General features: G+C 70.3%; 22 protein-coding genes. 15 read left to right on the forward strand and 7 right to left on the reverse strand.

Features of this window, described 5'->3' with window-relative positions:
* The first annotated feature begins 3 nt into the window (after positions 1-3).
* From AB0K34_RS06270 to AB0K34_RS06315, 10 genes are all read left to right on the forward strand, one after another.
* Positions 4-1,311: an MCE family protein gene (locus tag AB0K34_RS06270; protein WP_301173939.1), complete on the forward strand. Its 1,308-nt coding sequence runs from the start codon at positions 4-6 to the stop codon at positions 1,309-1,311.
* Entirely contained in the window at positions 1,308-2,339 is a 1,032-nt protein-coding gene (locus tag AB0K34_RS06275; RefSeq protein ID WP_138640893.1) for an MCE family protein, read from the forward strand. The genes AB0K34_RS06270 and AB0K34_RS06275 overlap by 4 nt, the downstream gene beginning before the upstream one ends.
* Positions 2,340-3,401: an MCE family protein gene (locus AB0K34_RS06280; protein ID WP_301173937.1), complete on the forward strand. Its 1,062-nt coding sequence runs from the start codon at positions 2,340-2,342 to the stop codon at positions 3,399-3,401.
* A gap of 15 nt (positions 3,402-3,416) precedes the next feature.
* Complete coding sequence (locus AB0K34_RS06285) at positions 3,417-4,691, forward strand: MCE family protein (protein WP_301173936.1); 1,275 nt, start codon at positions 3,417-3,419, stop codon at positions 4,689-4,691.
* Positions 4,688-5,998, forward strand: coding sequence for an MCE family protein (locus tag AB0K34_RS06290; protein WP_364546072.1), 1,311 nt, complete (start codon positions 4,688-4,690; stop codon positions 5,996-5,998). Before AB0K34_RS06285 ends, AB0K34_RS06290 begins: the two co-directional genes overlap by 4 nt.
* Entirely contained in the window at positions 5,995-7,452 is a 1,458-nt protein-coding gene (locus AB0K34_RS06295; RefSeq protein ID WP_301173934.1) for an MlaD family protein, read from the forward strand. The genes AB0K34_RS06290 and AB0K34_RS06295 overlap by 4 nt, the downstream gene beginning before the upstream one ends.
* A 10-nt stretch (positions 7,453-7,462) precedes the next feature.
* Positions 7,463-7,951 carry a hypothetical protein gene (locus AB0K34_RS06300; protein ID WP_240807729.1) on the forward strand — a complete coding sequence of 163 codons (489 nt, stop codon included), beginning with the start codon at positions 7,463-7,465 and terminating at the stop codon, positions 7,949-7,951.
* On the forward strand, positions 7,948-8,856 hold the full coding sequence (locus AB0K34_RS06305) for a hypothetical protein (protein ID WP_364546077.1): 909 nt from the start codon (positions 7,948-7,950) through the stop codon (positions 8,854-8,856). The genes AB0K34_RS06300 and AB0K34_RS06305 overlap by 4 nt, the downstream gene beginning before the upstream one ends.
* 577 nt (positions 8,857-9,433) lie before the next feature.
* Positions 9,434-12,910, forward strand: coding sequence for a DNA-directed RNA polymerase subunit beta (rpoB, locus tag AB0K34_RS06310; RefSeq protein ID WP_301173932.1), 3,477 nt, complete (start codon positions 9,434-9,436; stop codon positions 12,908-12,910).
* A gap of 19 nt (positions 12,911-12,929) precedes the next feature.
* Positions 12,930-16,802 (forward strand): DNA-directed RNA polymerase subunit beta', encoded by a 3,873-nt coding sequence (locus AB0K34_RS06315; protein WP_364546080.1) that lies wholly within the window; start codon positions 12,930-12,932, stop codon positions 16,800-16,802.
* A gap of 143 nt (positions 16,803-16,945) precedes the next feature.
* Here AB0K34_RS06315 and AB0K34_RS06320 read toward each other — a convergent pair whose 3' ends face one another.
* Positions 16,946-17,269, reverse strand: a complete 324-nt coding sequence (locus AB0K34_RS06320) for an SUKH-4 family immunity protein (protein WP_364546083.1) — start codon at positions 17,267-17,269, stop codon at positions 16,946-16,948.
* A 116-nt stretch (positions 17,270-17,385) separates the two neighbouring features.
* A complete protein-coding gene (locus tag AB0K34_RS06325; RefSeq protein WP_138637360.1) occupies positions 17,386-17,859 on the reverse strand; it encodes a carboxymuconolactone decarboxylase family protein in 474 nt (157 codons plus the stop codon).
* A gap of 148 nt (positions 17,860-18,007) precedes the next feature.
* Between AB0K34_RS06325 and AB0K34_RS06330 the strand changes: the two genes are divergently transcribed.
* The 3 genes from AB0K34_RS06330 (at position 18,008) to AB0K34_RS06340 (ending at position 20,212) form a co-directional block, all read left to right on the forward strand.
* Positions 18,008-18,778, forward strand: a complete 771-nt coding sequence (locus AB0K34_RS06330; protein ID WP_364546086.1) for a phytanoyl-CoA dioxygenase family protein — start codon at positions 18,008-18,010, stop codon at positions 18,776-18,778.
* Positions 18,779-18,812: 34 nt separating this feature from the next.
* The gene (locus tag AB0K34_RS06335) at positions 18,813-19,853 is read left to right on the forward strand and encodes a DNA polymerase IV (protein ID WP_364546089.1); all 1,041 of its coding nucleotides are present in this window, start codon (positions 18,813-18,815) and stop codon (positions 19,851-19,853) included.
* A 119-nt stretch (positions 19,854-19,972) separates the two neighbouring features.
* Positions 19,973-20,212, forward strand: a complete 240-nt coding sequence (locus AB0K34_RS06340; RefSeq protein WP_138637357.1) for a hypothetical protein — start codon at positions 19,973-19,975, stop codon at positions 20,210-20,212.
* 82 nt (positions 20,213-20,294) lie between these two features.
* On the opposite strand, the gene AB0K34_RS06345 is transcribed toward AB0K34_RS06340, so the two are convergent.
* From AB0K34_RS06345 to AB0K34_RS06365, 5 genes are all read right to left on the reverse strand, one after another.
* Positions 20,295-20,927, reverse strand: a complete 633-nt coding sequence (locus AB0K34_RS06345) for a hypothetical protein (RefSeq protein WP_364546092.1) — start codon at positions 20,925-20,927, stop codon at positions 20,295-20,297.
* A gap of 153 nt (positions 20,928-21,080) precedes the next feature.
* Positions 21,081-21,734, reverse strand: a complete 654-nt coding sequence (locus AB0K34_RS06350) for a response regulator transcription factor (RefSeq protein ID WP_364546095.1) — start codon at positions 21,732-21,734, stop codon at positions 21,081-21,083.
* Positions 21,731-22,903 (reverse strand): histidine kinase, encoded by a 1,173-nt coding sequence (locus AB0K34_RS06355; protein ID WP_138637354.1) that lies wholly within the window; start codon positions 22,901-22,903, stop codon positions 21,731-21,733. The genes AB0K34_RS06350 and AB0K34_RS06355 overlap by 4 nt, the downstream gene beginning before the upstream one ends.
* 36 nt (positions 22,904-22,939) lie before the next feature.
* Positions 22,940-23,386 (reverse strand): DUF6069 family protein, encoded by a 447-nt coding sequence (locus AB0K34_RS06360; protein WP_301173926.1) that lies wholly within the window; start codon positions 23,384-23,386, stop codon positions 22,940-22,942.
* A 98-nt stretch (positions 23,387-23,484) separates the two neighbouring features.
* Positions 23,485-24,483: an RNA polymerase subunit sigma-70 gene (locus tag AB0K34_RS06365; RefSeq protein ID WP_301173925.1), complete on the reverse strand. Its 999-nt coding sequence runs from the start codon at positions 24,481-24,483 to the stop codon at positions 23,485-23,487.
* Positions 24,484-24,597: 114 nt separating this feature from the next.
* On the opposite strand from AB0K34_RS06365, the gene AB0K34_RS06370 reads away from it, so the two are divergent.
* Both AB0K34_RS06370 and AB0K34_RS06375 read left to right on the forward strand, forming a co-directional pair.
* Positions 24,598-25,011: a hypothetical protein gene (locus tag AB0K34_RS06370; protein WP_205719303.1), complete on the forward strand. Its 414-nt coding sequence runs from the start codon at positions 24,598-24,600 to the stop codon at positions 25,009-25,011.
* On the forward strand, positions 25,008-25,739 hold the full coding sequence (locus AB0K34_RS06375) for a DUF4253 domain-containing protein (protein WP_138637351.1): 732 nt from the start codon (positions 25,008-25,010) through the stop codon (positions 25,737-25,739). The genes AB0K34_RS06370 and AB0K34_RS06375 overlap by 4 nt, the downstream gene beginning before the upstream one ends.
* Positions 25,740-25,787 lie beyond the last annotated feature (48 nt).

The following is a 25,787-nucleotide window of genomic DNA, read 5'->3' on the forward strand; positions in this document are numbered from 1 at the left end:
GCGATGAGCACCCGTGTGCGTTACCGCCTGCTCGGCATCTCGATGGTCATCGTGATCGCCCTGCTGCTGGCGCTGACCGTGGCGTTCTACAACAAGGCGTTCACGCCCGTCACCGAGGTGTCGGTGAAGACCGAGCGGGCCGGGCTGCAGCTACTGCCCCACTCGGACGTGAAGGTCCGCGGCCTGATCGTCGGCGAGGTCCGCGGCACCGACGCGACCTCCGACGGCGCCGTGCTGCACCTCGCGCTCGACCCGGGCAAGGCGAAGCTGATCCCGCGCAACGTGCAGGCGCGGCTGCTGCCGAAGACGCTGTTCGGCGAGAAGTACGTCGACCTGCAGATCCCGGCGCAGGCGGGCCCGGCCGGGTTGCGCGAGGGCCAGGTCATCCAGCAGGACCGCTCGCAGACCGCCGTCGAGATCGACAAGGTGCTGAACGACCTGCTGCCGCTGCTGCAGGCGGTGAAGCCGGCGGAGCTGAACGCGACGCTGAACGCGCTCGCCACCGCGCTGCAGGGCCGCGGCGACCAGCTCGGCGAGAACTTCGAGCAGGCCGACGCGCTGCTGAAGAAGATCAACCCGCAGCTCGGCACGCTGGTGCACGACCTGCACGGGCTGGCGGACGTGTCCGACATCTACGCCCAGGCGGCGCCCGATCTGCTGCAGACCCTCCGCAACCTCAACGTGACCAGCCGCACGATCACCTCGAAGAAGGCGACGATCGAGCAGCTGATCCCGGCGACGACCGCGCTCGCGCAGGACGGCGACGCGTTCATGCGGCACAACGGCCCGAAGATCATCGGCGTGAACATCGCGAACCGGGACGTGGCGAGCCTCGTCGCCCGGTACTCGCCGTCGCTGCCGTGCGTGTTCGCCGGGCTGATGAAGCTCAAGCCGGAGGCCGAGCGGGTGGCCGGCGGGGGCGGGTCCAAGACCTTCAACCTGACGATCGAGATCGTCAAGCCGCGGCCGGGCTACAAGAACCCCCTGGACAGGCCGGAGGCCAAGGACCGGCGCAACCCGCGCTGCTACGGCCTGCCGAACCCGAAGACGCCGTTCCCGGACTACCTGGCCCTGGACGGCACGCAGGACGACCTGTGGTGGAAGAACCCCGACGACCCGAACGGCGGTGGCGCGAGCCGCGGCCGGGCGCTGTCGAACGTGTTCGTGGACACCGGGTCGCTGACCCCCGAGCAGCAGCTCAAGAGCGTCCTCGGGCCGCTCACGCAGACCCCCGCCGATGAGCTGTCGGACGTGTCGCAGCTGATGTTCGGGCCGCTGCTGGGCGACGGATCGGTGGTGACGATCAAGTGAAGACGACGAGCGCGGCGATCAAGCTGCTGACCTTCGTGGTCATCACCTCGGTGGCCACCGGCGTGCTGGCGATGACGATCTCCAACATGCGCTTCAAGGAGACCCGCGAGTACAGGGCGGTCTTCTCGGACGTGGCCGGGCTGCTCGACAACGACGACGTCCGCATCGCGGGCGTCCGGGTCGGCCAGATCGAGGACATCGAGCTCTACCAGGGCGACAAGGCCGTGGTGACGTTCAGCGTGGAGCAGGACGGCCCGCTCAAGGCCGGGATCCCCACGTCCACGCAGGCGCAGATCCGCTACCGCAACCTGATGGGCCAGCGGTACCTCGCGCTGACCGACGGCGCCGGGCAGGCCAACGCCTACCTGAAGCCGGGCGGGACGATCCCGATCGCCCAGACCAAGCCGGCGCTGGACCTCACCACGCTGTTCAACGGGTTCCGGCCGCTGTTCCGCGCGCTGGAGCCGAAGGACGTCAACACGCTGGCGATGCAGATCGTCCAGGTGCTGCAGGGCGAGGGCGGGACGATCAACAGCCTGCTCGCGCACGTCGCGTCGCTGACCAACACGCTCGCCGACCGCGACAAGGTCATCGGCCAGGTGGTCGACAACCTGAACACGGTGCTCGGCACCATCGACCAGCGGCACCAGCAGGTCGACCAGCTGGTGCGGGACCTGCGCAGCTTCGTCAGCGGCGTGTCCGGCGACCGCAAGGCGATCTTCGACTCGGTCGCGGCGATCAACGACCTGACGGGCACCACGCAGAGCCTGCTGTCGGACGCCCGCCCGGACATCAAGGACGACATCGCCGGGCTGCGCAAGCTCGCCGGCACGTTCGCCGCCAACGAGGAGGCCCTCGACGGCGGGCTGAAGCGGTCGCCGAAGCGGCTGGAGGGGCTCGTGAACATCTCCTCCTACGGGTCCTGGTTCAACATGTACATCTGCGGTCTCGACGCGCGGGTGCGGCTGCCGGGCGGACCGGTCTACCAGACGCCGGCGATCGTGAACGAGAACGCGAGGTGCAAGTAGATGAGGATCCCGTTCCGGGAGCGCAACCCGGTCCCCATCGGTCTCTCCGCGTTCGCGATCATCGCCGTGCTGGTGCTGCTGGCGATGAACCTGGAGAGCATCCCGCTCGTCGCCGGCGGCAGGACCCACACCGCCGCCTTCAAGGAGGCGGCGGGGCTGAAGGCCGACGAGGAGGTCCGCATCGCGGGCGTCAAGGTCGGCAAGGTCACCGCGCTCGACCTGGACGGCGACCACGTCAAGGTCACCTTCCGGGTGGACGACGGCGTCCGGCTCGGCGAGCGCACCGAGGCCGGCATCAAGATCAAGACGATCCTCGGCGCGCACTACCTGGAGCTGACCCCGCGCGGGAAGGGCAAGCTCGGCCGCAACATCCCGATCGAGCGGACGCACACCCCGTTCGAGGTCGTCCCGGCGATCAGCGAGCTGAGCCAGCGGGTCGGCGCGATCGACGTCCAGCAGGTCGCGAAGTCGTTCGACGTGCTGTCGGACACGTTCAAGAACTCGCCGGAGGAGGTCCGGGCGTCGCTGCAGGGCCTGCGGCGGCTGTCCAACACGGTCGCGTCCCGCGACGACGAGCTGCACGAGCTGGCCGGCAAGGCCAAGGACGTCTCGCAGCTGCTCGCCGACCGCAACCAGGACTTCGCCAAGCTCGTCCAGGACGGCGACAAGGTGCTGCAGGCGGTGCAGGCGCGCCGCGCCGTGATCCACCAGCTGCTGATCAACACGGTCACGCTGTCCCAGCAGGTCAACGCGCTGATCAGGGAGAACGAGAAGCAGCTGCGGCCGATGCTGGACAACCTGGCGAAGGTCAACCAGATCCTGCTGCGCAACCAGAGCAACCTGGACCGGATCCTGCAGCTGTTCGCGCCGTTCGCACGGCAGTTCTCGGACGTCACCGGCACCGGGCGCTGGTTCGACTCCTGGATCCAGAACCTGATCCCGATCCCCGCCTCGATCCAGGACGCCCCGAAGAGCGGCGGGACCACGACGAAGAAGCAGGGCGGACAGAACGGCAACCAGACCGGCAACTCCAGCGACAACCCGTTGCCGTTCCTCCCGTGAGCAGGCAGGTCACTAGTGCGTAACTCAGGAACCATCCTCCGCCTCGGCGGCGCGGTCCTCGCCGTCGCAGTGCTGGTGGCCGCGCTCCTGCTGATCTTCCAGGAGCCGAAGCAGCGCCACCTCACGGCGTACTTCACCAAGACCGTCGGCCTCTACAAGGGGGCGGACGTCCGCATCCTCGGCATCCCCGTCGGGGAGGTCACCAGCGTCGAGCCGGTCGGCGACGCGGTGAAGGTCGAGCTGAAGTACGACGCCAAGTACAAGGTCCCCGCCGACGCGCAGGCCGTCATCATCAACCAGACGCTCGTCGCCGACCGGTACATCCAGCTGACGCCCGTCTACCGGAGCGGCGCCGCCGTCCTCGCCGACGGCGCGACGCTGACCACGAGCCGCACCGCCGTCCCGGTCGAGGTGGACGAGGTCGGCGGCAGCCTGAACGACCTCACCAAGGCCCTCGGCCCGGAGGGCGCGAACGCGCCCGGCGCGGACGGCCAGCAGGGGTCGCTGTCGCGGCTGCTGCAGGTCGGCGCCGCGAACCTGGAGGGGCAGGGCGACGACATCCGGCAGACGATCGCGGACGCGTCCAAGGCGCTCAGCACGCTGAGCACCGACCGCGGCGACGTCGCCGCGACGATCCGGAACCTGCGGATCATCACCGACGCGATGAAGGCGAACGACCAGCAGATCAAGTCGTTCAGCGGGCACCTCAACGGGGTGTCGGCGCAGCTCGCGGGGGAGAAGGAGGAGCTGAGCGCGGCCCTCAACACGCTCGCCCCGACGCTGCGGAACGTGCAGCGGTTCGTGAAGGACAACCGCGGCGAGCTGGCCGCGAACGTCCGGCAGCTCGCGCAGATCACCGGGGTGCTGGTGAAGGAGAAGGACGCGCTCGCCGAGATCCTCACCGCCGGCCCGCTGGCCGTCAACAACCTGGCCCGCGCCTACGACCCGATCAGCGGCACCATCCACACCCGGGACAACTTCCGCCAGTTCCACGACCTGGCCGACTGGATCTGCTCGCTGGCGTACTCGGTGGGCACGCCCGCCAAGGAGTGCCTCGACTTCGTCGAGCCGTACAACGGCATCGGCAAGGCGCTGACCGGCTTCAGCCTGGACCTGTCCTGGATCACGGCGCTGACCACGCACTACGACCCGGTCCCGATCCCGCCGGACGCCTACGGCCCCGGCGGCAGGACCGGCAAGACGAGCAAGACGAGCACGACGAACAAGACCGCGACGCGCAAGCAGCCCGCCGGCGACCTCAGCGCGCTGCTGCCGGGAGGTGGCCGATGAGCAGGACACGGCCGATGCGCCGCGCCCGCCTGCTGGGCGCCGCCGCGCTCGCCGCGACGACGGTCCTGTCGGGCTGCTCGTTCAACGGCGTCGCGTCGCTGCCGCTGCCCGGCGGCCCCGACCTCGGCTCCCACCCCATCACCGTCAAGATCGAGTTCGCGAACGTGCTGGACCTCGTCCCGCAGTCGGCGGTCAAGGTCAACGACGTCTCGGTGGGCAAGGTCGAGGAGATCAAGCTCGCCGGCGCGCCCGGCGCCACGACCGGGCAGAGCGGCTGGCACGCCCTGGTCACCATCAAGATGCGCGGCGACGTCAAGCTGCCCGACAACGCGATCGCGACCGTCAGCCAGACGAGCCTCCTCGGCGAGAAGTTCGTGCAGATCGAGCCGCCGAAGGACCAGGCGCCGTCCGGCACGCTCGCCTCCGGCGACCTCATCCCGCTGAACCGCACGTCCCGCGGCACCGAGATCGAAGAGGTGCTGTCGGCGATGTCGCTGCTGCTGAACGGCGGCGGCCTGGAGCAGGTCTCCACGATCAGCCACGAGCTGCAGGCCGCGATGAGCGGCCGGGAGACGACGATCAGGTCGGTGCTGGAGCGGGTCGACACCTTCGCCGGCACGCTGGACCGCAACCGCGCCGCGATCACCCGGGCGCTGGACAGCATCGACCGGCTCACCGGCAAGCTCGCGGCCGAGCGCAAGACGATCCGGGACACCATCGACGAGACGGGCCCCGCGATCGCCGTCCTCGACCGCAACCGCGCCGACCTCACCAAGATGCTGGTCGCGCTGAACAAGCTGAGCCGCACCACCACCACCGTGATCGACCGCTCGAAGGCCGACCTGCTGGCGAACCTGCGGAACCTCGACACGATCCTGCGGAACCTCAACAAGGCCGGCAACGACCTGCCGCGGTCGCTGGAGTCGCTGATCACCTTCCCGTTCCCGGCCACGTTCGAGAACGTCATCGAGGGCGACTACGGCAACGTGCGGCTCACCGTCGACCTGGACTTCGAGTCCATCGCCCGCAACCTGCTGGGCGGCACCGACCTCGAAGGGCTGCTCGGCAGCGGCACGCAGATGCGCAACATGCTGCAGGTGCCGAACGTGACCCTGCCGGACTCGCCGCTCGGCGTGCTCCCGCAGGCCCCCGGCGGCGGCCTGCCGGGGCTCCCCGGCCAGTCGACCCCGACCCCGAAGCAGACACCGAAGCAGACGCCGAAGAAGACGCCGACACCGCAGCGGACGGGCGCCCTCGCACCCGATGACGGCGGCCTGCGGACCCTGATGACGGGGGGCCTTTCATGATCCTCAAGCGCGGCGTGATCTTCCAGCTCATCGCGTTCGCCGTCATCACGGTGGTCGGCGTGGTGATCGTCTCGGTGAACTACATCGGCATCGGCCGCGACCTGCTCGGCAAGGAGTACGTCGCCTACGTCGACCTCACCGACTCCGGCGGCGTGTTCACCAACGCCGAGGTCACCTACCGGGGCGTCCCCGTCGGACGGGTCGGGCCGATCGAGCTGACCAAGGAGGGCATCCGCGTCAAGCTGCTGCTCAACCGCGGCGAGCGGATCCCGCGCGACGGCACCAAGGCCGTCGTGGCGAACCGGTCCGCGGTCGGCGAGCAGTACATCGACCTGGAGCCGACCAAGAAGACCGGCCCCTTCCTCGACGAGGGCGACCCCTACACGATCCCCAGGGACCGCACCACGCTGCCGGTGTCCACCGCCGAGCTGCTGCGCAACGTCGACTCGCTCGTCGGTTCGGTCAACACCAAGGACCTCGGCATCATCGTGGACGAGCTGGACAAGGCGTTCTCCGGCTCCGCCGAGGACCTCCAGTCGATCCTGGACGACACCGACCGGCTGTTGAAGACCGCCGAGCAGGCGTACCCCGACACCAAGCGGCTCCTGGACAACAGCGTCACCGTCCTCGGCACCCAGCGCGGCCAGGCCGCCAACATCCGCGGCTTCGCCAGCAACCTGAACGAGCTCACCGCGTCCCTCCGCAAGGACGACCCGGCGCTGCGCAAGACCATCGACAACGTGCCGGGAGCCGTGAGCGAGACGCACAAGGCGATCAACCAGCTGGCCCCGACCCTGCCCACCCTCCTGGCGAACCTCACCACGACCGGGCAGATCGTCACGTCCCGCCAGGCCGGCCTCCGGTCGCTGTTCATCCTGTACCCGGTGACGGTCGCCGGCGCGTTCACCGTGACGCCCGGCGACGGCACCCAGCACCTCGGCCTCGCGCTGAACATCGACGCGCCGCCCGCGTGCACCGAGGGCTACGAGAAGGTCAAGCACCGCTGGCCGCAGGACACGTCCCCGAAGAAGCCCCGCGTGGACGCCGGCTGCAAGGCGCCGCAGGACGCGCCCACCGCCGTCCGCGGCGCGCGCAACTTCCCGAAGGACGAGATCCTGCCGTACCCGAAGGTCCCGGAGGGCGCCACCACCGGCGCCGGCTTCCCCGAGGGCGGCGCGTACGGCACCCGCGAGGACGGGAAGTCGCAGGCCAAGGGCGGCGATGACGCCAAGACCAAGGCCGCGGCGGCGGCCCCGACAGGGCAGCTCTCCGACGGCCGGCTGATCCTCTCGTATCCGTCGGATTCAGTGGAATTCGCTGGATACGATCCAACGACCGGTGCGGTCTACGGGCCCGACGGCAAGCGATACGTGATGCCGCGCAGCGCCGGAACCCGTCAGTTGGGAGAAGAATCCTCGTGGAAGTGGCTCCTGCTCGGACCGTTGAGCCAGTGAGGCGGGCACGATGAGGCGCCGCCTGCCCATGGTCACCGCGATCACGCTCGGCGTGATCGTGGTCGGCCTCGCCATCGCGTCCGGCTGGCTCGGGGTCGTGACCCTCCGCAACAAGGACGAGGCCGACCAGCGGGCGAAGGCGATCCAGTCCGCGCGCCAGATGGGCGTGAACCTGATGTCGCTGGACGCCGCCACGGCGCAGCGCGACCTCGACCGCATCGTGTCCGGCACCACCGGAGACCTGAAGAACAAGCTCGCGAGCCAGTCGAACGCGTTCATGCAGCAGATCACCAAGGTGAAGGCCAAGTCGACCGTCAACGGCGTCGACGCCGCCCTGGTGTCGATGGACGGCGACTCCGCCGAGGTGATGGTCTCCCTCAACGGGACCGTCACCAACGACAAGGTCAAGAACGGTACGCCGCAGGGCTACCGCTACCAGATGGACCTCACGCGGGTCGACGACCGCTGGCTCGTGTCCGGACTGGAGGTTGTCCCGTGACGATGCTCGGCCGGGGCAAGCGCTCCGCTCCAGACAAGAAGAACGACAAGGCCGCCAAGGCCGAGGAGGCGGCGAGGGCCGCCGAGCTGGCGGAGGAGGCCGCGGCGAAGGCCCGCGAGGCCGCCCGCCTGGCCCAGAAGGCCGCCGAAGAGGCCGCCGCGGCCGAGGACGAGGACGACGAGGAAGAGCCGGAAAAGGCCGTCAAGTCCCCGGAGAAGCCCCGCACCCCAAAAAAGGACTCCGAAGTCACGCCCGACCCCGAAGACGCGTCAGAGGAAGCCTCAGCCCCGTCAGAGGCCAATGACGCAGACGACGAGGACGAGGACGAGGAGCCCAAGCGCCCGAAGCTGTCCAAGAAGCCCGAGCCCGCCGCGAGTGACGACGACGAAGACGAAGACGAAGAACCTCGCAGCTCCCGCCTGGGCGGCCTGACGACGGTCATCGCCGTCCTGGCGGTCCTCACGATCGCGCTGGGCGCGGGCACCACGGCCCTGTACCTGAAGGTCAGTGACCAGAAGGCGACGGAAGAGGCGAGCAAGGAGGCGTCGTTCGCGTCGTCCCGCGCCGCGCAGAAGCTCTCGTCGTACGACTACCAGACCCTTGACGCCGACCTGAAGGCCGCGTCCGCGATGACGACGGGCAAGCTGCACACCGACTACGAGAAGCTCGCCCAGGAGCTCAGGACGGTCGCCGTCCAGCAGCAGGCGGTCTCCAACACGACGGTGATGAAGGTCGGCGTCGTGAGCGCCACGCCCGACAAGGTCGTCACCCTCGTCTACGCCAACCGCTCGTCCCGCACCAAGAGCGACAAGCAGCAGCGCCTCCCCGAGCCGCTCCGCATCAAGATGACGATGGTGCACAAGGACGGCAAGTGGCTGGCCGAGGAACTCAAGGTCATCTCGTAACGCCGCCCACCTCCGAACGCACCCCGTGAGCCGCCCAGGGCCACGGGGTGCTGTCGTGAACGAGTAAGAACACACTCTCCTGAATGGGGATCCGAGCAGACCGGAAAACCCCGGCCACGGCCACGGGTCGGCCGGCCGGAGGGCGCCCTAGCGCCCGGAGGTCGGCCGACCCGCCGAGCCGGTCGACCACAGCGCCACGCGAAGACCTGCACGGTCACAGAAGCCGAACCTGTGGCGTGAGGATCGACCGGCTCGTGACGGGGGGATTGGGGGGTCGCCCCCCCCGGTAAACTATGGCGTTCCTCACTGCAGGTCAGGGCCCGAAAAGTCCAAGTCCGCTCTTGACTGAGAGGCGCTGAGGGGCGATGCTCCATGGCAACGTGATGCATACTGCGGCGCTAGAGTTGCGAGCGGTGTACCAGTCGGCTACACTGCCCCTTTGCGCTGCCCTCTGACTATCCGCGTGTGAGAGCACCCCTGCCGTGGTCCCTTTTGGACCCCTTTGCGCAGGTCTCGGACGTGGATCGTCTGGCGTGCGTGTCGTCAGTTACGCCGCGAGCCCTCGGAAGGACCACTCTTGGCAGCCTCGCGCAACGCCTCGAATACCGCAACCGGTCCGAACCGCGTCTCCTTCGCGCGCATCAAGGAGCCGCTCGAAGTCCCGGACCTCCTTGCTCTGCAGACCAACTCTGTTGACTGGCTGCTGGGTAACGAGAGGTGGAAGGCCCGGGTCGAGGCGGCCCAGAAGGCCGGAAGTAAGAGCGTCCCGACCCAGTCGGGGCTGGAGGAGATCTTCGAAGAGATCAGTCCGATCGAGGACTTCTCCGGAACCATGTCCCTGTCGTTCCGGGACCACCGGTTCGAGCCGCCCAAGTACTCCGTCGAGGAGTGCAAGGACAAGGACATGACCTACTCCGCCCCGCTGTTCGTGACGGCGGAGTTCATCAACAACACCACCGGTGAGATCAAGAGCCAGACGGTGTTCATGGGCGACTTCCCGCTCATGACCCCCAAGGGCACCTTCATCATCAACGGCACCGAGCGCGTCGTGGTCTCGCAGCTGACCCGCTCGCCCGGCGTGTACTTCGACCGCGCCCTCGACAAGGCGTCCGACAAGGACATCTACGGCTGCCGGGTCATCCCGAGCCGCGGCGCCTGGCTCGAGTTCGAGATCGACAAGCGCGACAACGTCGGCGTGCGCATCGACCGCAAGCGCAAGCAGCCCGTCACCGTGCTGCTCAAGGCGCTCGGCTGGGACGAGGCGCGCATCCGCGAGCGCTTCGGCTCCTACGAGTCGATCAACGTCACCCTGGAGAAGGACCACACCTCCGGCCAGGACGACGCCCTGCTCGACATCTACCGCAAGCTGCGCCCGGGTGAGCCGCCGACGCGCGAGTCCGCGCAGACGCTGCTGGAGAACCTGTACTTCAACCCGAAGCGCTACGACGTCGCCAAGGTCGGGCGCTACAAGATCAACAAGAAGCTCGGCCTCGACCTGGACATGCGCCAGGGCACGCTCACCGAGGACGACATCGTCGCCACGATCGAGTACCTCGTCCGGCTGCACGCCGGCGAGGAGGAGGCGACCATCGGCGCCGTCCCCGTGCCGATCGAGGTCGACGACATCGACCACTTCGGCAACCGGCGCCTGCGCACGGTCGGCGAGCTGATCCAGAACCAGGTCCGGCTCGGCCTCGCCCGCATGGAGCGCGTCGTCCGCGAGCGGATGACCACCCAGGACGTCGAGGCGATCACGCCGCAGACCCTGATCAACATCCGGCCGGTCGTGGCCTCCATCAAGGAGTTCTTCGGCACCAGCCAGCTGTCGCAGTTCATGGACCAGACCAACCCCCTGGCCGGACTGACGCACAAGCGGCGGCTGAACGCCCTCGGCCCCGGTGGTCTGTCGCGCGAGCGGGCGGGCATGGAGGTCCGCGACGTCCACCCGTCGCACTACGGCCGGATGTGCCCGATCGAGACGCCGGAAGGCCCGAACATCGGCCTGATCGGCTCGCTCGCCGCGTTCGGGCGGGTCAACCCGTTCGGGTTCGTCGAGACGCCGTACCGCAAGGTCACCGACGGTGTGGTCACCGAGCAGATCGACTACCTCACCGCCGACGAAGAGGACCGCTACGTCATCGCGCAGGCCAACTCCCTGCTGAACGACGACGGCACCTTCGTCGACGACCGCATCCTCGTCCGCCGCAAGGGCGGCGAGATCGAGCTGGTCCCCGCCCGCGAGGTCCAGTACATGGACGTCTCGGCGCGGCAGATGACCTCGGTCGCCACCGCGATGATCCCGTTCCTGGAGCACGACGACGCCAACCGCGCGCTGATGGGCTCCAACATGCAGCGCCAGTCCGTCCCGCTGCTGCGCAGCGAGGCGCCGCTGGTCGGCACCGGCATGGAGTACCGCGCGGCGACCGACGCCGGCGACGTCATCACGGCCGAGAAGGCCGGCGTCGTCGAGGAGGTCTCGGCCGACTACGTGACCGTCATGAACGACGACGGCACGCGGACGACCTACCGCGTCGCCAAGTTCAAGCGGTCCAACCAGGGCACCTGCTTCAACCAGAAGCCGATCGTCGACGAGGGCCAGCGGGTCGAGGTCGGCCAGGTCGTCGCCGACGGGCCGTGCACCGACAACGGCGAGATGGCGCTCGGCAAGAACCTCCTCGTGGCGTTCATGCCGTGGGAGGGCCACAACTACGAGGACGCGATCATCCTCAGCCAGCGCCTGGTGCAGGACGACGTCCTCTCCTCGATCCACATCGAGGAGCACGAGGTCGACGCCCGCGACACCAAGCTCGGCCCCGAGGAGATCACCCGGGACATCCCGAACGTCTCCGAGGAGGTCCTCGCCGACCTCGACGAGCGCGGCATCATCCGCATCGGCGCCGACGTCGTCCCCGGCGACATCCTGGTCGGCAAGGTCACGCCGAAGGGCGAGACCGAGCTCACCCCCGAGGAGCGGCTGCTCCGCGCGATCTTCGGTGAGAAGGCGCGCGAGGTCCGCGACACCTCGCTGAAGGTGCCGCACGGCGAGCAGGGCAAGGTCATCGGCGTCCGGGTGTTCTCCCGCGACGACGGCGACGAGCTGCCCCCCGGCGTGAACGAGCTGGTCCGGGTGTACGTCGCGCAGAAGCGCAAGATCACCGACGGCGACAAGCTCGCCGGCCGGCACGGCAACAAGGGCGTCATCTCCAAGGTGCTCCCGGTCGAGGACATGCCGTTCCTGGAGGACGGCACCCCGGTCGACATCGTCCTGAACCCGCTGGGCGTCCCCGGGCGCATGAACGTGGGCCAGGTCCTGGAGACCCACCTCGGCTGGGTCGCCTCCCGCGGCTGGAAGGTCGAGGGCGACGACGCCGAGTGGAAGCGCGCCCTGAAGGAGATCGGCGCCGACGAGGCGCCGCCGTGGACGAACACCGCGACGCCGGTGTTCGACGGCGCCCGCGAGGACGACGTCACCGGCCTGATCGAGAGCACCCTGCCGAACCGCGACGGCCAGCGCATGGTCGGCCCGGGCGGCAAGGCGCGGCTGTTCGACGGCCGCACCGGGGAGCCCTACCGCGACCCGATCTCGGTCGGCTACATCTACATCCTCAAGCTGCTCCACCTGGTCGACGACAAGATCCACGCGCGCTCGACCGGCCCGTACTCCATGATCACCCAGCAGCCGCTCGGCGGTAAGGCCCAGTTCGGCGGCCAGCGCTTCGGTGAGATGGAGGTGTGGGCGCTGGAGGCGTACGGCGCCGCCTACGCGCTCCAGGAGCTGCTGACCATCAAGTCCGACGACGTCCTCGGCCGCGTCAAGGTGTACGAGGCCATCGTCAAGGGCGAGAACATCCCCGAGCCCGGCATTCCCGAGTCCTTCAAGGTGCTCATCAAGGAGATGCAGTCGCTGTGCCTCAACGTCGAGGTGCTCTCCAGCGACGGCATGTCCATCGAGATGCGCGACACCGACGAGGACGTCTTCCGCGCCGCGGAGGAGCTCGGCATCGACCTGTCCCGCCGTCCTAACGAGGGCGCGATGAGCGTCGACGAGGTCTGAGAACTCAAGGGGAAAACAGTTGCTTGACGTCAACTTCTTCGACGAGCTTCGCATCGGTCTGGCGACCGCCGACGACATCCGCCAGTGGTCGCACGGCGAGGTGAAGAAGCCGGAGACGATCAACTACCGGACCCTCAAGCCGGAGAAGGACGGGCTCTTCTGCGAGAAGATCTTCGGCCCGACCCGGGACTGGGAGTGCTACTGCGGCAAGTACAAGCGCGTCCGCTTCAAGGGCATCATCTGTGAGCGCTGCGGCGTCGAGGTGACCCGCGCCAAGGTGCGCCGTGAGCGGATGGGCCACATCGAGCTGGCCGCGCCGGTCACGCACATCTGGTACTTCAAGGGCGTGCCGTCCCGCCTCGGCTACCTGCTGGACCTGGCCCCGAAGGATCTCGAGAAGATCATCTACTTCGCGGCCTACATGATCACCAGCGTGGACGCGGAGCGGCGCGACCGCGACCTGCCCACGCTGGAGGCGCACATCTCGGTGGAGCGCCAGCAGATCGAGCAGGCCCGCGACGCGCAGGTCGAGGCCCGCCAGCAGAAGCTGGAGGGCGACCTCGCGGAGCTGGAGGAGGCCGGCGCGAAGGCCGACCAGAAGCGCAAGGTGCGCGACGGCGCCGAGCGGGAGATGAAGCAGCTGCGCGACCGCGCGCAGCGCGAGCTCGACCGCCTCGACGAGGTGTGGAGCCGGTTCAAGAACCTCAAGGTCCAGGACCTGGAGGGCGACGAGCTGCTCTACCGCGAGATGCGCGACCGCTTCGGCAAGTACTTCGAGGGCGGCATGGGCGCCGCGGCCATCCAGGCGCGGCTGCAGAACTTCGACCTCGAGGCCGAGGCCGAGAAGCTGCGCGACATCATCCGCACCGGCAAGGGCCAGAAGAAGGCCCGCGCCCTGAAGCGGCTGAAGGTCGTCTCGGCGTTCCTCAACACCCGCAACAGCCCGCTCGGCATGGTGCTGGACTGCATCCCGGTCATCCCGCCGGACCTGCGCCCCATGGTGCAGCTCGACGGCGGCCGGTTCGCCACGTCCGACCTGAACGACCTGTACCGCCGGGTCATCAACCGCAACAACCGGCTCAAGCGCCTGCTCGACCTGGGCGCGCCCGAGATCATCGTCAACAACGAGAAGCGGATGCTGCAGGAGGCCGTCGACGCGCTGTTCGACAACGGCCGCCGCGGCCGCCCGGTCACCGGGCCCGGCAACCGTCCGCTGAAGTCGCTGTCCGACATGCTCAAGGGCAAGCAGGGCCGGTTCCGGCAGAACCTGCTGGGCAAGCGCGTCGACTACTCCGGCCGTTCGGTCATCGTCGTCGGCCCGCAGCTGAAGCTGCACCAGTGCGGCCTGCCCAAGCAGATGGCGCTGGAGCTGTTCAAGCCGTTCGTCATGAAGCGGCTGGTCGACCTCAACCACGCGCAGAACATCAAGTCCGCCAAGCGGATGGTCGAGCGGGCCCGCCCGGTCGTGTGGGACGTGCTGGAAGAGGTCATCACCGAGCACCCGGTGCTGCTGAACCGCGCTCCGACGCTGCACCGCCTCGGCATCCAGGCGTTCGAGCCGCAGCTGGTCGAGGGCAAGGCCATCCAGATCCACCCGCTGGTCTGCACCGCGTTCAACGCGGACTTCGACGGCGACCAGATGGCGGTGCACCTGCCGCTGTCCGCCGAGGCGCAGGCCGAGGCGCGGATCCTGATGCTGTCGACCAACAACATCCTGAAGCCGTCGGACGGCAAGCCCGTCACCATGCCCACCCAGGACATGGTCATCGGCCTGTACTGGCTGACGACGCAGAAGGACGGCGCCGTCGGCGAGGGCCGCGCGTTCGGCTCGGCCGCCGAGGCGATCATGGCCTACGACCGGGGCGAGCTCGACCTGCAGGCCAAGATCAGCATCCGGCTGAAGGACGTCCCGCCGCCGCGCGACTGGATCGCGCCGGAGGGCTACGAGCCGGGCCGTCCGTACCGGCTGGAGACGACGCTCGGCCGCGCCATGTTCAACGAGACGCTGCCGGACGACTTCCCGTTCGTGGACGACGAGATCGGCAAGAAGCAGCTCTCGGCGATCGTCAACGAGCTGGCCGAGACGTACCCGAAGGTCGCCGTCGCCAACGCGCTCGACGCGCTGAAGAGCACCGGCTTCCACTGGGCGACCCGGTCCGGCGTCACGATCGCGATCGACGACGTCATCACGCCGCCGAACAAGCAGGACATCCTGGCCGGCTACGAGCAGCAGGCCGACAAGGTGCAGCGGGAGTACAACCGCGGCCTGATCACCGACGATGAGCGCAAGCAGGAGCTCATCGACATCTGGAACAAGGCCACCGCGGACGTCGCGGTGGACATGGAGAAGGCGTTCCCGAAGGCCAACCCGATCTGGATGATGATCCAGTCGGGCGCCCGCGGCAACCCGCTGCAGCTCCGCCAGATCGCCGGCATGCGCGGCCTGGTCTCCAACCCCAAGGGCGAGACCATCCCGCGTCCGATCAAGTCGTCCTTCCGCGAGGGCCTGTCGGTCGTCGAGTACTTCATCTCGACGCACGGCGCCCGCAAGGGCCTCGCCGACACCGCGCTGCGCACCGCCGACTCGGGTTACCTGACCCGGCGCCTGGTGGACGTCGCGCAGGACGTCATCGTCCGCGAGGAGGACTGCGGCACCGACCGCACGATCCCGTTCGAGATCGTGGAGCGGCAGAACGACGGCAGCCTGATCAAGCTGCCGACCACGGAGACGAGCCTGACCGGCCGCACCATCGCCGAGGACGTCGTCGTCGACGGGACGGTCATCTACCCCGCCGACACCGACCTGTCCGACGCGGTCGTGACCCGGCTGTTCGAGGCCGGGGTGACGAAGGTCCGCACCCGCAGCGCCCTGGTCTGCGAGGCCAAGATCGGTGTCTGCGCCGCCTGCTACGGCCGCTCGCTGGCCACCGGCAAGCGGGTGGACGTCGGTGAGGCCGTCGGCATCATCGCCGCGCAGTCCATCGGTGAGCCCGGCACGCAGCTGACCATGCGCACCTTCCACACCGGCGGTGTGGCCGGTGGCGACATCACGCACGGTCTGCCGCGCGTCCAGGAGCTGTTCGAGGCCCGCATCCCCAAGGGTGTGGCCCCGATCAGCGAGGTCGCCGGCCGCGTCAAGATCGACGAGACGGAGAAGTCGCGCAAGGTCGTCGTCGTCCCCGACGACGGCTCCGACGAGATCGCCTACCCGGTGCCGATGCGGTCCCGCCTCCTGGTCAAGGAGGGCGAGTCCGTGGGCGTCGGCCAGCAGCTCATCGCGGGCGCGATCAACCCGCACGAGGTGCTGCGCATCCTCGGGCCCCGCGCCGTGCAGCTCCACCTGGTCCAGGAGGTCCAGGAGGTCTACCGGTCGCAGGGCGTGTCGATCCACGACAAGCACATCGAGATCATCGTCCGCCAGATGCTGAAGCGGGTGAACATCCTCGAGTCGGGCGACACCGACCTGCTCCCGGGCGACCTGGTCGAGCGTCCGATCTTCGAGGAGACGAACCGGAACGTCGTGGCCGAGGGCGGCACGCCCGCCGCCGGCCGCCCCGTCCTGATGGGCATCACCAAGGCCTCGCTCGCGACCGAGTCGTGGCTGTCGGCGGCGTCCTTCCAGGAGACGACCCGGGTGCTCACCGAGGCCGCGATGCACGCCAAGAGCGACCCGCTGCTCGGCCTCAAGGAGAACGTCATCATCGGTAAGCTCATCCCGGCCGGTACCGGCATGCCGCAGTACCGCAACGTCCGGGTCGAGCCGACCGAGGAGGCGAAGGCCGCGGTCTACTCCGTCGGGTCCTACGACGACGGCGCCGAGTACGCCTTCGGGCAGGGCTCCGGCGAGGCCGTGCCGCTGGAGGAGTACGACTTCGGCCAGTACAACCGCTGACGTCCCGTCCCGGGGTGCCGCCGCGCGCGGCGCCCCGGGCTCGCGGACACCCTGACTGACGACACGCGAGAGGCCCCTTCCGTCCGGGAGGGGCCTCTTCGCATGTCCGGGGCGTGTCGGGCCGCTCAGGGCCGTCCAGGGGGTCAGTAGACGCCCGCGGCGCAGCCGTCCTCGAACAGTTCCGGCCAGTACCGGCGGTCGCCGTCGCCGGCGAGGGGGCGGCAGGCGACGGGGTCGGCGGCGCCGAGGATCCGGACCAGGTTCGCGACGAGCGCGGCCTCCGCCCGGAGGAGGTCGTGGAGGGGGTCGAGCAGCTGGACCCGGCGGATCAGCCATTGCGCGAAGGCGACGGTCGAGATGTCGGTGTTGATCGGGTGGGGCCGCGCGGGCTCGTGCGCCATCACGGAAGCGGGCAGCCGCAGCACTCCGTCCGCTCCGAATGTCTCCAGCAGTTGCTCGTGCGTCATCGCCGAACCCATCCGGAATGCCTACCACGGTGTGATTCGCCGGACGGGCCGGAATGGCGGGCCGGAATGGCGAAGGCCCCGCCGACCGGCGGGGCCTTCCCAGGGGCGGGTTCGGATCAGCCGAACGAGCCGGCCACGTAGTCACCGGCGGGCTGCCGGGTGATGACGTTCAGCCGGTTCCAGGTGTTGATCATCGAGATGAGGGCGACCAGGGCGCCGAGCTGGTCGTCGTCGTAGTGCTTGGCGGCGTTGGTCCACGCCTCGTCGCTGACGCCCCCGGGGGTGTCGGCGATGCGGGTGCCCTCCTCGGTCAGCTCAAGGGCGGCCTTCTCGGCGTCGGTGAAGACGGTGGCCTCGCGCCAAGCGGCGACCATGTTGATGCGCAACTGCGTCTCCCCGTGGTGCGCGGCCTCCTTGGTGTGCATGTCGACGCAGAAACCGCAGCCGTTGATCTGGCTGGCCCGGATCTCCACCAGGTGTTGCGTCGTGGTGGGCAGCCCCGAGTCCGCGACGATCTTGCCCGCCGACTGCAGGTACTTCATGAACTTGGGCATGATCGAAACGCCGTAGAGGTTGAGGCGAGCGTCCATGGTGTCTCCTTGAGGTATCTCCGCGTACACCAGGTTGACGTGACAGCCGTTTCGGTTGTGACAGCTCCGCCCTTGTGATCTGCGGCACGCGGGCCGTCCGGCGGAAAACGGCTGGCGGCGGCGGGGCCCCGTTCGGCATCGTGTGATCATGCTCGACGCCGCACGGCTGGACGCCTTCATCGAGGACGGGTTCGTCCGGATCGAGGGCGCGTTCCCCGGCGAGGTCGCGGCCGAGTGCCGGGACGTCATCTGGCAGGACTTGGGCGCCGACCCCGGCGACCCGGCCACGTGGCCGCCCACGGTGGCGGCCCGTCCGGACTACGCGCAGCCGCCGTTCGTGGCCGCCGCCAACACGCCGCGCCTGCACGCCGCGTTCGACGCCCTCGTGGGAGAGGGGCGCTGGACGCCCCGCACCAGCCTCGGCGGCTTCGTGATCCGTTTCCCGAGCGGCGAGTCGGCCGTCGTGGACGGCTGGCACGTCGACGTGAGCTTCCCGGGCCCCGGTTCCGTCCCGGACGACTACATGACCTGGCGCGCGAACGTCGCGTCCCGCGACCGTGCGCTGCTGATGTTCTTCCTGCTCTCCGACGTCGGCCCGGACGACGGGCCGACCCGGCTGCGCCCCGGCTCCCACCTGGACGTCGCACGCGTCCTCGAACCCGAGGGGGACCACGGCCTGGACGCTCGGGAGCTGGCCCGGCGGGCGGACGCCGCCACCGCGCACCGGCCGACCGTCCACGCCACGGGCCGTGCGGGTGACGTCTACCTGTGCCACCCGTTCCTGGTGCACGCCGGGCAGCCGAACACCGGGACGAGGCCGCGCTTCCTGGGGCAGCCGAAGCTGAGCCCGGCGCGGCCTCTGCACCCGGACGGCCCTTCGGCCGTGGAGGCGGCGATCAGGCGCGCTCTCGACCGGTAGCGATGTTCCCGCTGGTAGCGGGCACAATCGAGGGGTGGCTCCCTGGGTGCTGCACGTCGATCTGGACCAGTTCCTCGCGGCCGTCGAGGTGCTGCGCCGGCCGGAGTTGCGCGGGCGGCCGGTGATCGTCGGCGGTGACGGCGATCCGACGAAGCGCGGCGTGGTGAGCACCGCCTCCTACGAGGCGCGCGCCTACGGCGTCCACTCGGGGCAGCCGCTCCGCACGGCGGCGCGGCGCTGCCCGGACGCGGTGTTCCTGCCCGTGGACCGCGAGCTCTACGAGTCGGTGTCGGCGCGGGTCATGGAGACGCTGCGCGGGTTCGGCGCCGTGGTGGAGGTGCTCGGCTGGGACGAGGCGTTCCTGGCGGTCGACGGCGACCCGGAGGCGGTGGCGGCGGAGATCCGCGCCCGCGTCCACGCGGCGACGGGCCTCGACTGCACGGTGGGCATCGGCGAGAACAAGCTCCAGGCCAAGATCGCGACCGGTCTCGGCAAGCCGGCCGGCGTCTTCCGGCTCACCGGGAACACCTGGTTCGCGGTCCTCGGCGACCGGCCGACCGACGCGCTCTGGGGCATCGGGGCGAAGACGGCCAAGCGGTTGAAGGAGCTGGAGATCACCACGGTCCGCGAACTCGCGACGGCCGACCCGGGCGCGCTCGCCGAGCGGTTCGGCCCGGCGACCGGCCCGTGGCTGGTGCGGCTCGCCCGGGGCCTGGACGGCTCGCCGGTGAGCGATGCCCCGCACGTCCCGCGCTCCCGGGGCCGGGAGACCACGTTCCAGCAGGACCTGGACGACTGGGAGAACGTGCGCCGCGAAGTCTCCCGGCTGGCACGCCGGGTCGCGGACGACGTGGCGGACGACGGCGGGAAGGTCGCCCGCGTGATCGTGAAGGTCCGGTACGCGCCGTTCACCACCCGCACACACGGCAGCACGCTGGCCGCGCCGACAACGGCTCTGGACCGGATCGAGGAGGCCGCTCTCACCGCGCTCGGCCGGTTCAGCGGCGGCCGTCCGGTGCGCCTGCTGGGCGTCCGCGCCGAGTTCGCCAGGCCGCGTCCCGTCACCGGGGCTTGACCTGCGGAGACACTCGCTTTTCTTGACCTTTTGTCGTGTTTTGGGCGGTTAGGGCCTGGGGATGAAGGTGGTCGTTGCCTGATGTACGCGACGGGGGAGCGAAGCAGATGAAGAGGGTCATGACCGGCGCACTGATCGCAGCCGTGGTCGGGGTCGGGGGCGTGGGCGGCGCGGCCGCCGCCCAGGCGGCCGATCCCGCCCAGGGCAAGGACGCGCGCCAGGACTGCCGCACGTACTCCAGCGTCACGGAGTGCGGCCAGCCGAAGCTGACCGAGAAGCAGCAGTCCTGCGTGAAGACTTCGGTCCAGCAGGGCATGACCGAACGGCGCGCCGTGGTGGAGTGCTCCGCCTTCGGCTGACCGCCGCACCGGCAAGGGGCCCGTCCGGGGGGGACGGGCCCCTTCGCATGTCGGCAGGCCCGCACTAGGCCGCAGGCCCGCACTAGGCCGTGGCGCGGGCGCCGGCCCCAGAGCGTGCCGGGGCGGGCGAGCCCTGGACGCGGATGCACGGGACGAGAGCGAGCCAGATCAGTGCCGCGCCCGCCGGGAGCAGGTTCAGGTCGAGCGTGATGGCGACGAATCCGAGGGTGACCAGGACGGGGCTGAGGGCGGCCACGGCCTTGCGTCCCGGAGCCGTGACCGCGAACTGGACGAGCAGCGCCAGCAGCCCGAGCATGAAGAACACCGGGCCGATCTCGTAGACGGCCTGGGGCAGGACGGCGGGGACGTCGGCGTACCGGTCGGCGAGCATGCTCTTCTCGGCGGGGTCCGCGGCCCGCAGGCCGACGACGATGTCGATGACCGCGACGCGGACGAACGTCGCCAGCCCGAGCGCGGCGACCACGGTCGTGACGCCCGCGACGACCCGGCTCGCGGTGCCGCCGGACGCGGCCCGGACGCGGCCGTACAGGCCCGCGATCACCCCTCCGTACAGCAGGAGGGAGCCGAGGAAGAGCACGTGGCCGACCGTCCAGGCGGGGCCGGGCCCGTGCTGCCCGTCGCGGCCGTCGATGAGCCGGACGACCCCATAGGCGAGCATGAGGGCGGGGGCGAGGTGGAAGGCGATCCTGGACATGCGGTTCTCCCGGAGTTCGAGACCTGCGTTCTGGTGATCTCGATCCTCGGAGGAGAGGGGTTCCCGGCGGATCGCCGCCGCGAGCGGTCTTCGGGCATCGGTCGCGCGGGGGAGGACCGGGGCCCGGCTCCCTCGCGTGAGGGAGACGTCCGCTCAGGAGGGCTCGATCAGCCGGGTCTCGTACGCGACGATCACGGCCTGGACGCGGTCGCGGATGCCGAGCTTGGACAGGACGTTGCTCACGTGCGTCTTCACCGTGTGCTCGCTGACGACCATCGCCGCGGCGATCTCCGCGTTCGACAGGCCGCGGCCGAGCAGCCGCAGCGTCTCGCGCTCCCGCTCGGTCAGCACCGACAGGCGGTCGGAGGCGGTCGCGCCCGAGCGCGGGCGGTTCCGGGTGATGTCGGAGATGAGGCGCCGGGTGACGGCGGGCGCGAGCAGCGAATCCCCCGCCGCCACCACCCGCACCGCGTGCACCAGGTCGTCGCGGCGCACGTCCTTCAGCAGGAACCCGCTCGCACCGGCGTAGAGCGCGTCGTAGACGTAGTCGTCCTGGTCGAACGTGGTCAGCATGATCACGCGGGTCGGGGTCTCGGCGCACACGACCTTCGCGGCCTCGATGCCGTCCAGGCCCGGCATGCGGATGTCGAGCAGCGCCACGTCGGGCGCGTGCTCGCGCACGGCGGCGATCGCGGCGGACCCGTCGCCCGCCTCGCCCGCCACCTCGATGTCGGGCTGCGCGTCCAGGATCATGGCGAAGCCGCTGCGGACCAGCTCCTGGTCGTCGGCGAGCACGACCCGGATCACGCGGTCACCGCCGCGAAGGGGAGCCGCGCCAGGACGCGGAACCCGCCGCCCGGCCGGGGACCGGCCTCGGCCGTCCCGCCGCAGGCGGCGACGCGCTCCCGGATGCCGATGAGGCCGCTGCCCCCGCGCCGCCATCCCGCGTCGGCGCCGCCACCGCCCTGCCCGTCGTCGGTCACCGTGATCTCCAGTTCGTGGTCGGTCCAGCGGAGCCGGACCTCGGCCTCCCGCGCGTTGGCGTGCTTCACCGTATTCGTGAGCGCCTCCTGGACGATGCGGTAGGCCGCCAGATCGGCGTCGGCGGGGAGCGCGCGGCTCGCGCCCTCCACCGTGAGCCGCACCCGGACCTGCGTGCGGTCGACGTGCTCGACCAGCTCCGGCAGCGCGCCGATGGTGGGCTGCGGCGCGCGGACGCCGTGGTCCTGCTCCTCCTTGAGGACGCCCAGCGTGCGGCGCAGCTGGGCCATCGCGTCCCGGCCCGCGTCGGCGATGGCGTCGAAGACCCGTTCCGCCCGGTCGGGATCGGTGCGGACCACCACCGGACCGGCCTCGGCCTGCACGACCATGATGCTGACGGCGTGCGCGAGCACGTCGTGCATGTCGCGGGCGATGCGGGACCGCTCCTCCGCCGCCGCCCGCGCCGCCTCGGCCGCGCGTTCGCGTTCGAGCTGCGCCGAGCGCTCCACCAGCGCGTCCGACCGCTCCCGCGCGGTCCGTGCCAGCGTCCCCAGCAGGAACGCCGTCATGGGCAGGAGCAGCGTGAACATGAACTCGGCCGCGTCGTTGTCCTTGATGAGCAGCGCGCCGGGCGGGATCGTCGCCACGAGCACGGCGATGAAGCCCCAGCGCTGCCAGCGGTACCGCCCGAGGTCGGCGAGCGTGTAGACGGCCACCAGCGCGCCGTACTGCAACGCCTGGCCGGGCCGGTCGTACAGCGACACGGCCATGGCGAAGGACGCCACGGCCAGCGCGACCGCGAACGGCGCCCGCCGCCGCCACACCAGCGGCACGACCGTGCCGAGGTTGAACACCACGCCGAGCGGCGACACCTCCGGCGCCGTGGCGAACGGCACGAACACCGGCACCGCGACGGCGGCGGCGACCAGCACGTCCACGAGACGGCCGGCCCCCGCGCGCGGGGAGAGACCGAAACCACGGAGCCGATCGGACATTCACCCAGTATCGCGGCCGGACCGGGCATGATCGCCTCAGTCGTGCGAGGGATATCCCGTCCGGCCGCCGGGGACGCGGAGGCCGCGCGCCAGCGCGGGGATCATCACCGCCGCGGGGACGAGATGCAGCACGAGGAGGGTCGCGGTGGTGGCGGTGCTCGCCCCCGAGACGAGAGGCGGGACCAACGAGACCGCCGTCAGCGATACCGCCGTCCACACGAACCGCGCGGCGGGACGAGCGCTCCAGCGGAGGAGGGCGGCGGCGATGGCGATGCCCACGACCGAGAAGAACCCGGTCACCACGGCGAACCCGGGCAGCGGGATCTGCTCGCCGCCGTCGGGGATCTCGAAGTCGACGCCGCCGGCCTGAGCGAGTGCGGCGGCGAGGGTGGTGGCCGCCATCGCCGCGAGCGCGGCGACGAGGCCGGTACCGGTGAGTCTGCGGAATCGGTGGGGCGATGCGGGGGCTGCGATGACGTTCATGCCGTCCTCCAACGGGCGGTGCCTGGCACAGTGCCTGACACAAAGGGGGGCGAAGCGCACCCCGCGCCGTGCGACGGCGGGGGCTGCGCAGGGCGGGGCTACTCCGTGCCGTCGGCCGGCAGGCGCTCGGGCAGCCCGAGGCGCGGGAACTGGTCGGCGTGGAACGTGGTGATCTCGCTGATCGCGCCGCCGGTGATGCGCAGGACGTCGATCGTCAGCGGCAGGTAGGCGCCCTCACGCTCCCGCCACTGGTAGAAGCCGAGGGCGGGCTGCCGGTTCACGGAGGTGGGGACGGCGCGCAGGCCCGTCATGCCCACGAAGCCGTCCTCGACCCAGTCGTTCACCACCGCGTCGCGGCCGACCTGCAGGCCCGGAGTGGGCGGCATCGAGCACCGGACGTCGTCGCGCAGCAGGGCGGCGAGCGCGTTGATGTCGGTGGCCACGCTGGCTTCGGTGAAGCGGCGCACCACCTCGCGCGTCCCGGTGTCCTCCTCGCCGCCGGTCCAGTCCTGCCGCTCGGCGGGCAGGTGCTCCCGCATGCCGGCGCGGGCCCGCTGCAGCGCGCTGTTCACGGAGTTGACCGAGTCGCCCAGCAGCTCCGCGACGTCCTTCGCCGGCCAGCCGACCACGTCCCGCAGGATCAGCGCGGCCCGCGGGCGCGGCGCCAGGTGCTGGACCGCGACCAGGTACGCCAGCTCGATCGTCTCCCGCGCGAGGGCGACGGCCTCCGGCTCGTCCGCGTCGCCCGCGGGCAGCTCGTCCAGCAGCCGGTCCGGGTAGGGCTGCAACCACGGCACCTCACCGCCGCTCGCGGGCTCCGGGCGGCGCTTGGCGAGCAGGTCCAGGCAGGCGTTGGTGGCGATCCGGTACAGCCAGGCCCGGAACGTCGACCGCCCCTCGAAGGTCTCGCGCCGCCGCCAGGCGCGCAGGAACGTCTCCTGCACGGTGTCCTCGGCGTCCTCGAACGACCCGAGCATCCGGTAGCAGTGCACGTGCAGCTCCCGCCGGTGCCGCTCCGCCAGCCCCGTGAACGCCGGCTCGTCGACCTCGCCCAGACCGCTCACGCTCAGCTCCTCCAGCCACGTGTCCGCCCTCATCGCGTCATCCTTCCCTCGTTGCCTTCCATCACAGGTATGACGCAAGCGGGCGCAACAACTCATCACTCGTACGCTGAGCCCGCTCATGCCCGGCCGCAGAGAGAAGGTGTGACAGTGACCGAGTCGTGGAGATTCGACGGCGCCGCACCGCTCACCCCCGACGCGGCGATAGACGAGCTACGCGCGAGGATTGGACGGGGAACGCTCGAATTCTGGCTGACCAGCTCGTCCGGCAGGCTCCTCGCCGTCGTGACCAACACGCGGCGGGCGATGGTCATGCTGCTGGACGGTGAAGGCGACCCCGGCGAGCACGCGGTGAGCCCTGGAGCGGACGGCTGGAGCGACGGCTTCGTCCTGTCCAACGGCCAGCACGACGAGTACCCGGACGAGGACACGGTCCCACTGCCGGACGCGCTCCGCATCGTCCGGCACATCCTCACCCACGGCACCCCGCCACGGACCACCCCTGGAAGACCGACCGCTGACCGCCGGAATGTCCGACGCGAGTGCCAGCATCACCGGGCATGACCGACCTCGCCGCCCTGTTCACCCATGGTGCGGATGGGCGTGCCCTTGAGCTCGGGCTTCCTGCCGGGCGTCTGGTCCGGCCGTTCGCGCCGACGTACACGGATTTCGGCCTGCCACCCGTCGAGCGACCCGCGTACTGGCTGAGCGACGCGCCAGCCTCCGCCGACCTGTGGCGCCGGCTGCGGGCGGCTCACCCGGCCTTGGGGCTCTGGCCGCTGCTCCTGGTGCCCGGCACGTTCGGGACCCCGGGAGCCCCCTGGACGGTCGGAGACGTGATCCCGGAATCGGCGGCGCAGATCGACCGGTGCGACCCGGCCGAGTTCATGCGCGCGGAATGGGACGAATGGGCCGCCGACGAGGAGGGCGAGGAGGACATCGGCTACGACTTCGAGGACCTCGAACCCTTCGGCCTGGTCGCGGCGGCCCGGAGCGCCGACACCCTCGCGATCATGGGCTGGCAGGGGCCGGTCAACCACCATCCGCCGTCCCCGCTGTCGGCGATGCTGCGGAGCTGGGAGGACCGGTTCGGGGTCCGGGCGGTCCGGGTCGGGTTCGACACGCTGGACGTGAGCGTCGCCGCGCCGCCCGTCACCGAGGAGCACGCCCTGCACGTGGCCGCGGAGCACTTCGCCTTCTGCCCCGACAACGTCCAGCAGGGGTCGGAGACCCTGCGTGAGTACGCGAAGGCGATCCAAGGAGTGAACACCTGGTCGTTCTGGTGGGACTGAGCCGAGCCACGGCTCCACAGGCCCGCCGCATGCGGAAGGCCCGTCCCG

Origin of the sequence: Actinomadura sp. NPDC049382, from assembly GCF_040677125.1 — a bacterium.
GTDB lineage: Bacteria > Actinomycetota > Actinomycetes > Streptosporangiales > Streptosporangiaceae > Spirillospora > Spirillospora geliboluensis.

Coding starts and splice junctions, on each gene's coding strand:
- AB0K34_RS06270 (WP_301173939.1), top strand. CDS start 4: ATGAGCACCCGTGTGCGTTACCGCCTGCTCGGCATCTCGATGGTCATC.
- AB0K34_RS06345 (WP_364546092.1), bottom strand. CDS start 20,927: ATGTCCAGGATCGCCTTCCACCTCGCCCCCGCCCTCATGCTCGCCTAT.
- AB0K34_RS06340 (WP_138637357.1), top strand. CDS start 19,973: ATGACCGGCGCACTGATCGCAGCCGTGGTCGGGGTCGGGGGCGTGGGC.
- AB0K34_RS06355 (WP_138637354.1), bottom strand. CDS start 22,903: ATGTCCGATCGGCTCCGTGGTTTCGGTCTCTCCCCGCGCGCGGGGGCC.
- AB0K34_RS06325 (WP_138637360.1), bottom strand. CDS start 17,859: ATGGACGCTCGCCTCAACCTCTACGGCGTTTCGATCATGCCCAAGTTC.
- AB0K34_RS06375 (WP_138637351.1), top strand. CDS start 25,008: ATGACCGACCTCGCCGCCCTGTTCACCCATGGTGCGGATGGGCGTGCC.
- AB0K34_RS06295 (WP_301173934.1), top strand. CDS start 5,995: ATGATCCTCAAGCGCGGCGTGATCTTCCAGCTCATCGCGTTCGCCGTC.
- AB0K34_RS06280 (WP_301173937.1), top strand. CDS start 2,340: ATGAGGATCCCGTTCCGGGAGCGCAACCCGGTCCCCATCGGTCTCTCC.
- AB0K34_RS06320 (WP_364546083.1), bottom strand. CDS start 17,269: ATGACGCACGAGCAACTGCTGGAGACATTCGGAGCGGACGGAGTGCTG.
- AB0K34_RS06300 (WP_240807729.1), top strand. CDS start 7,463: ATGAGGCGCCGCCTGCCCATGGTCACCGCGATCACGCTCGGCGTGATC.
- AB0K34_RS06290 (WP_364546072.1), top strand. CDS start 4,688: ATGAGCAGGACACGGCCGATGCGCCGCGCCCGCCTGCTGGGCGCCGCC.
- AB0K34_RS06365 (WP_301173925.1), bottom strand. CDS start 24,483: ATGAGGGCGGACACGTGGCTGGAGGAGCTGAGCGTGAGCGGTCTGGGC.
- AB0K34_RS06360 (WP_301173926.1), bottom strand. CDS start 23,386: ATGAACGTCATCGCAGCCCCCGCATCGCCCCACCGATTCCGCAGACTC.
- AB0K34_RS06330 (WP_364546086.1), top strand. CDS start 18,008: ATGCTCGACGCCGCACGGCTGGACGCCTTCATCGAGGACGGGTTCGTC.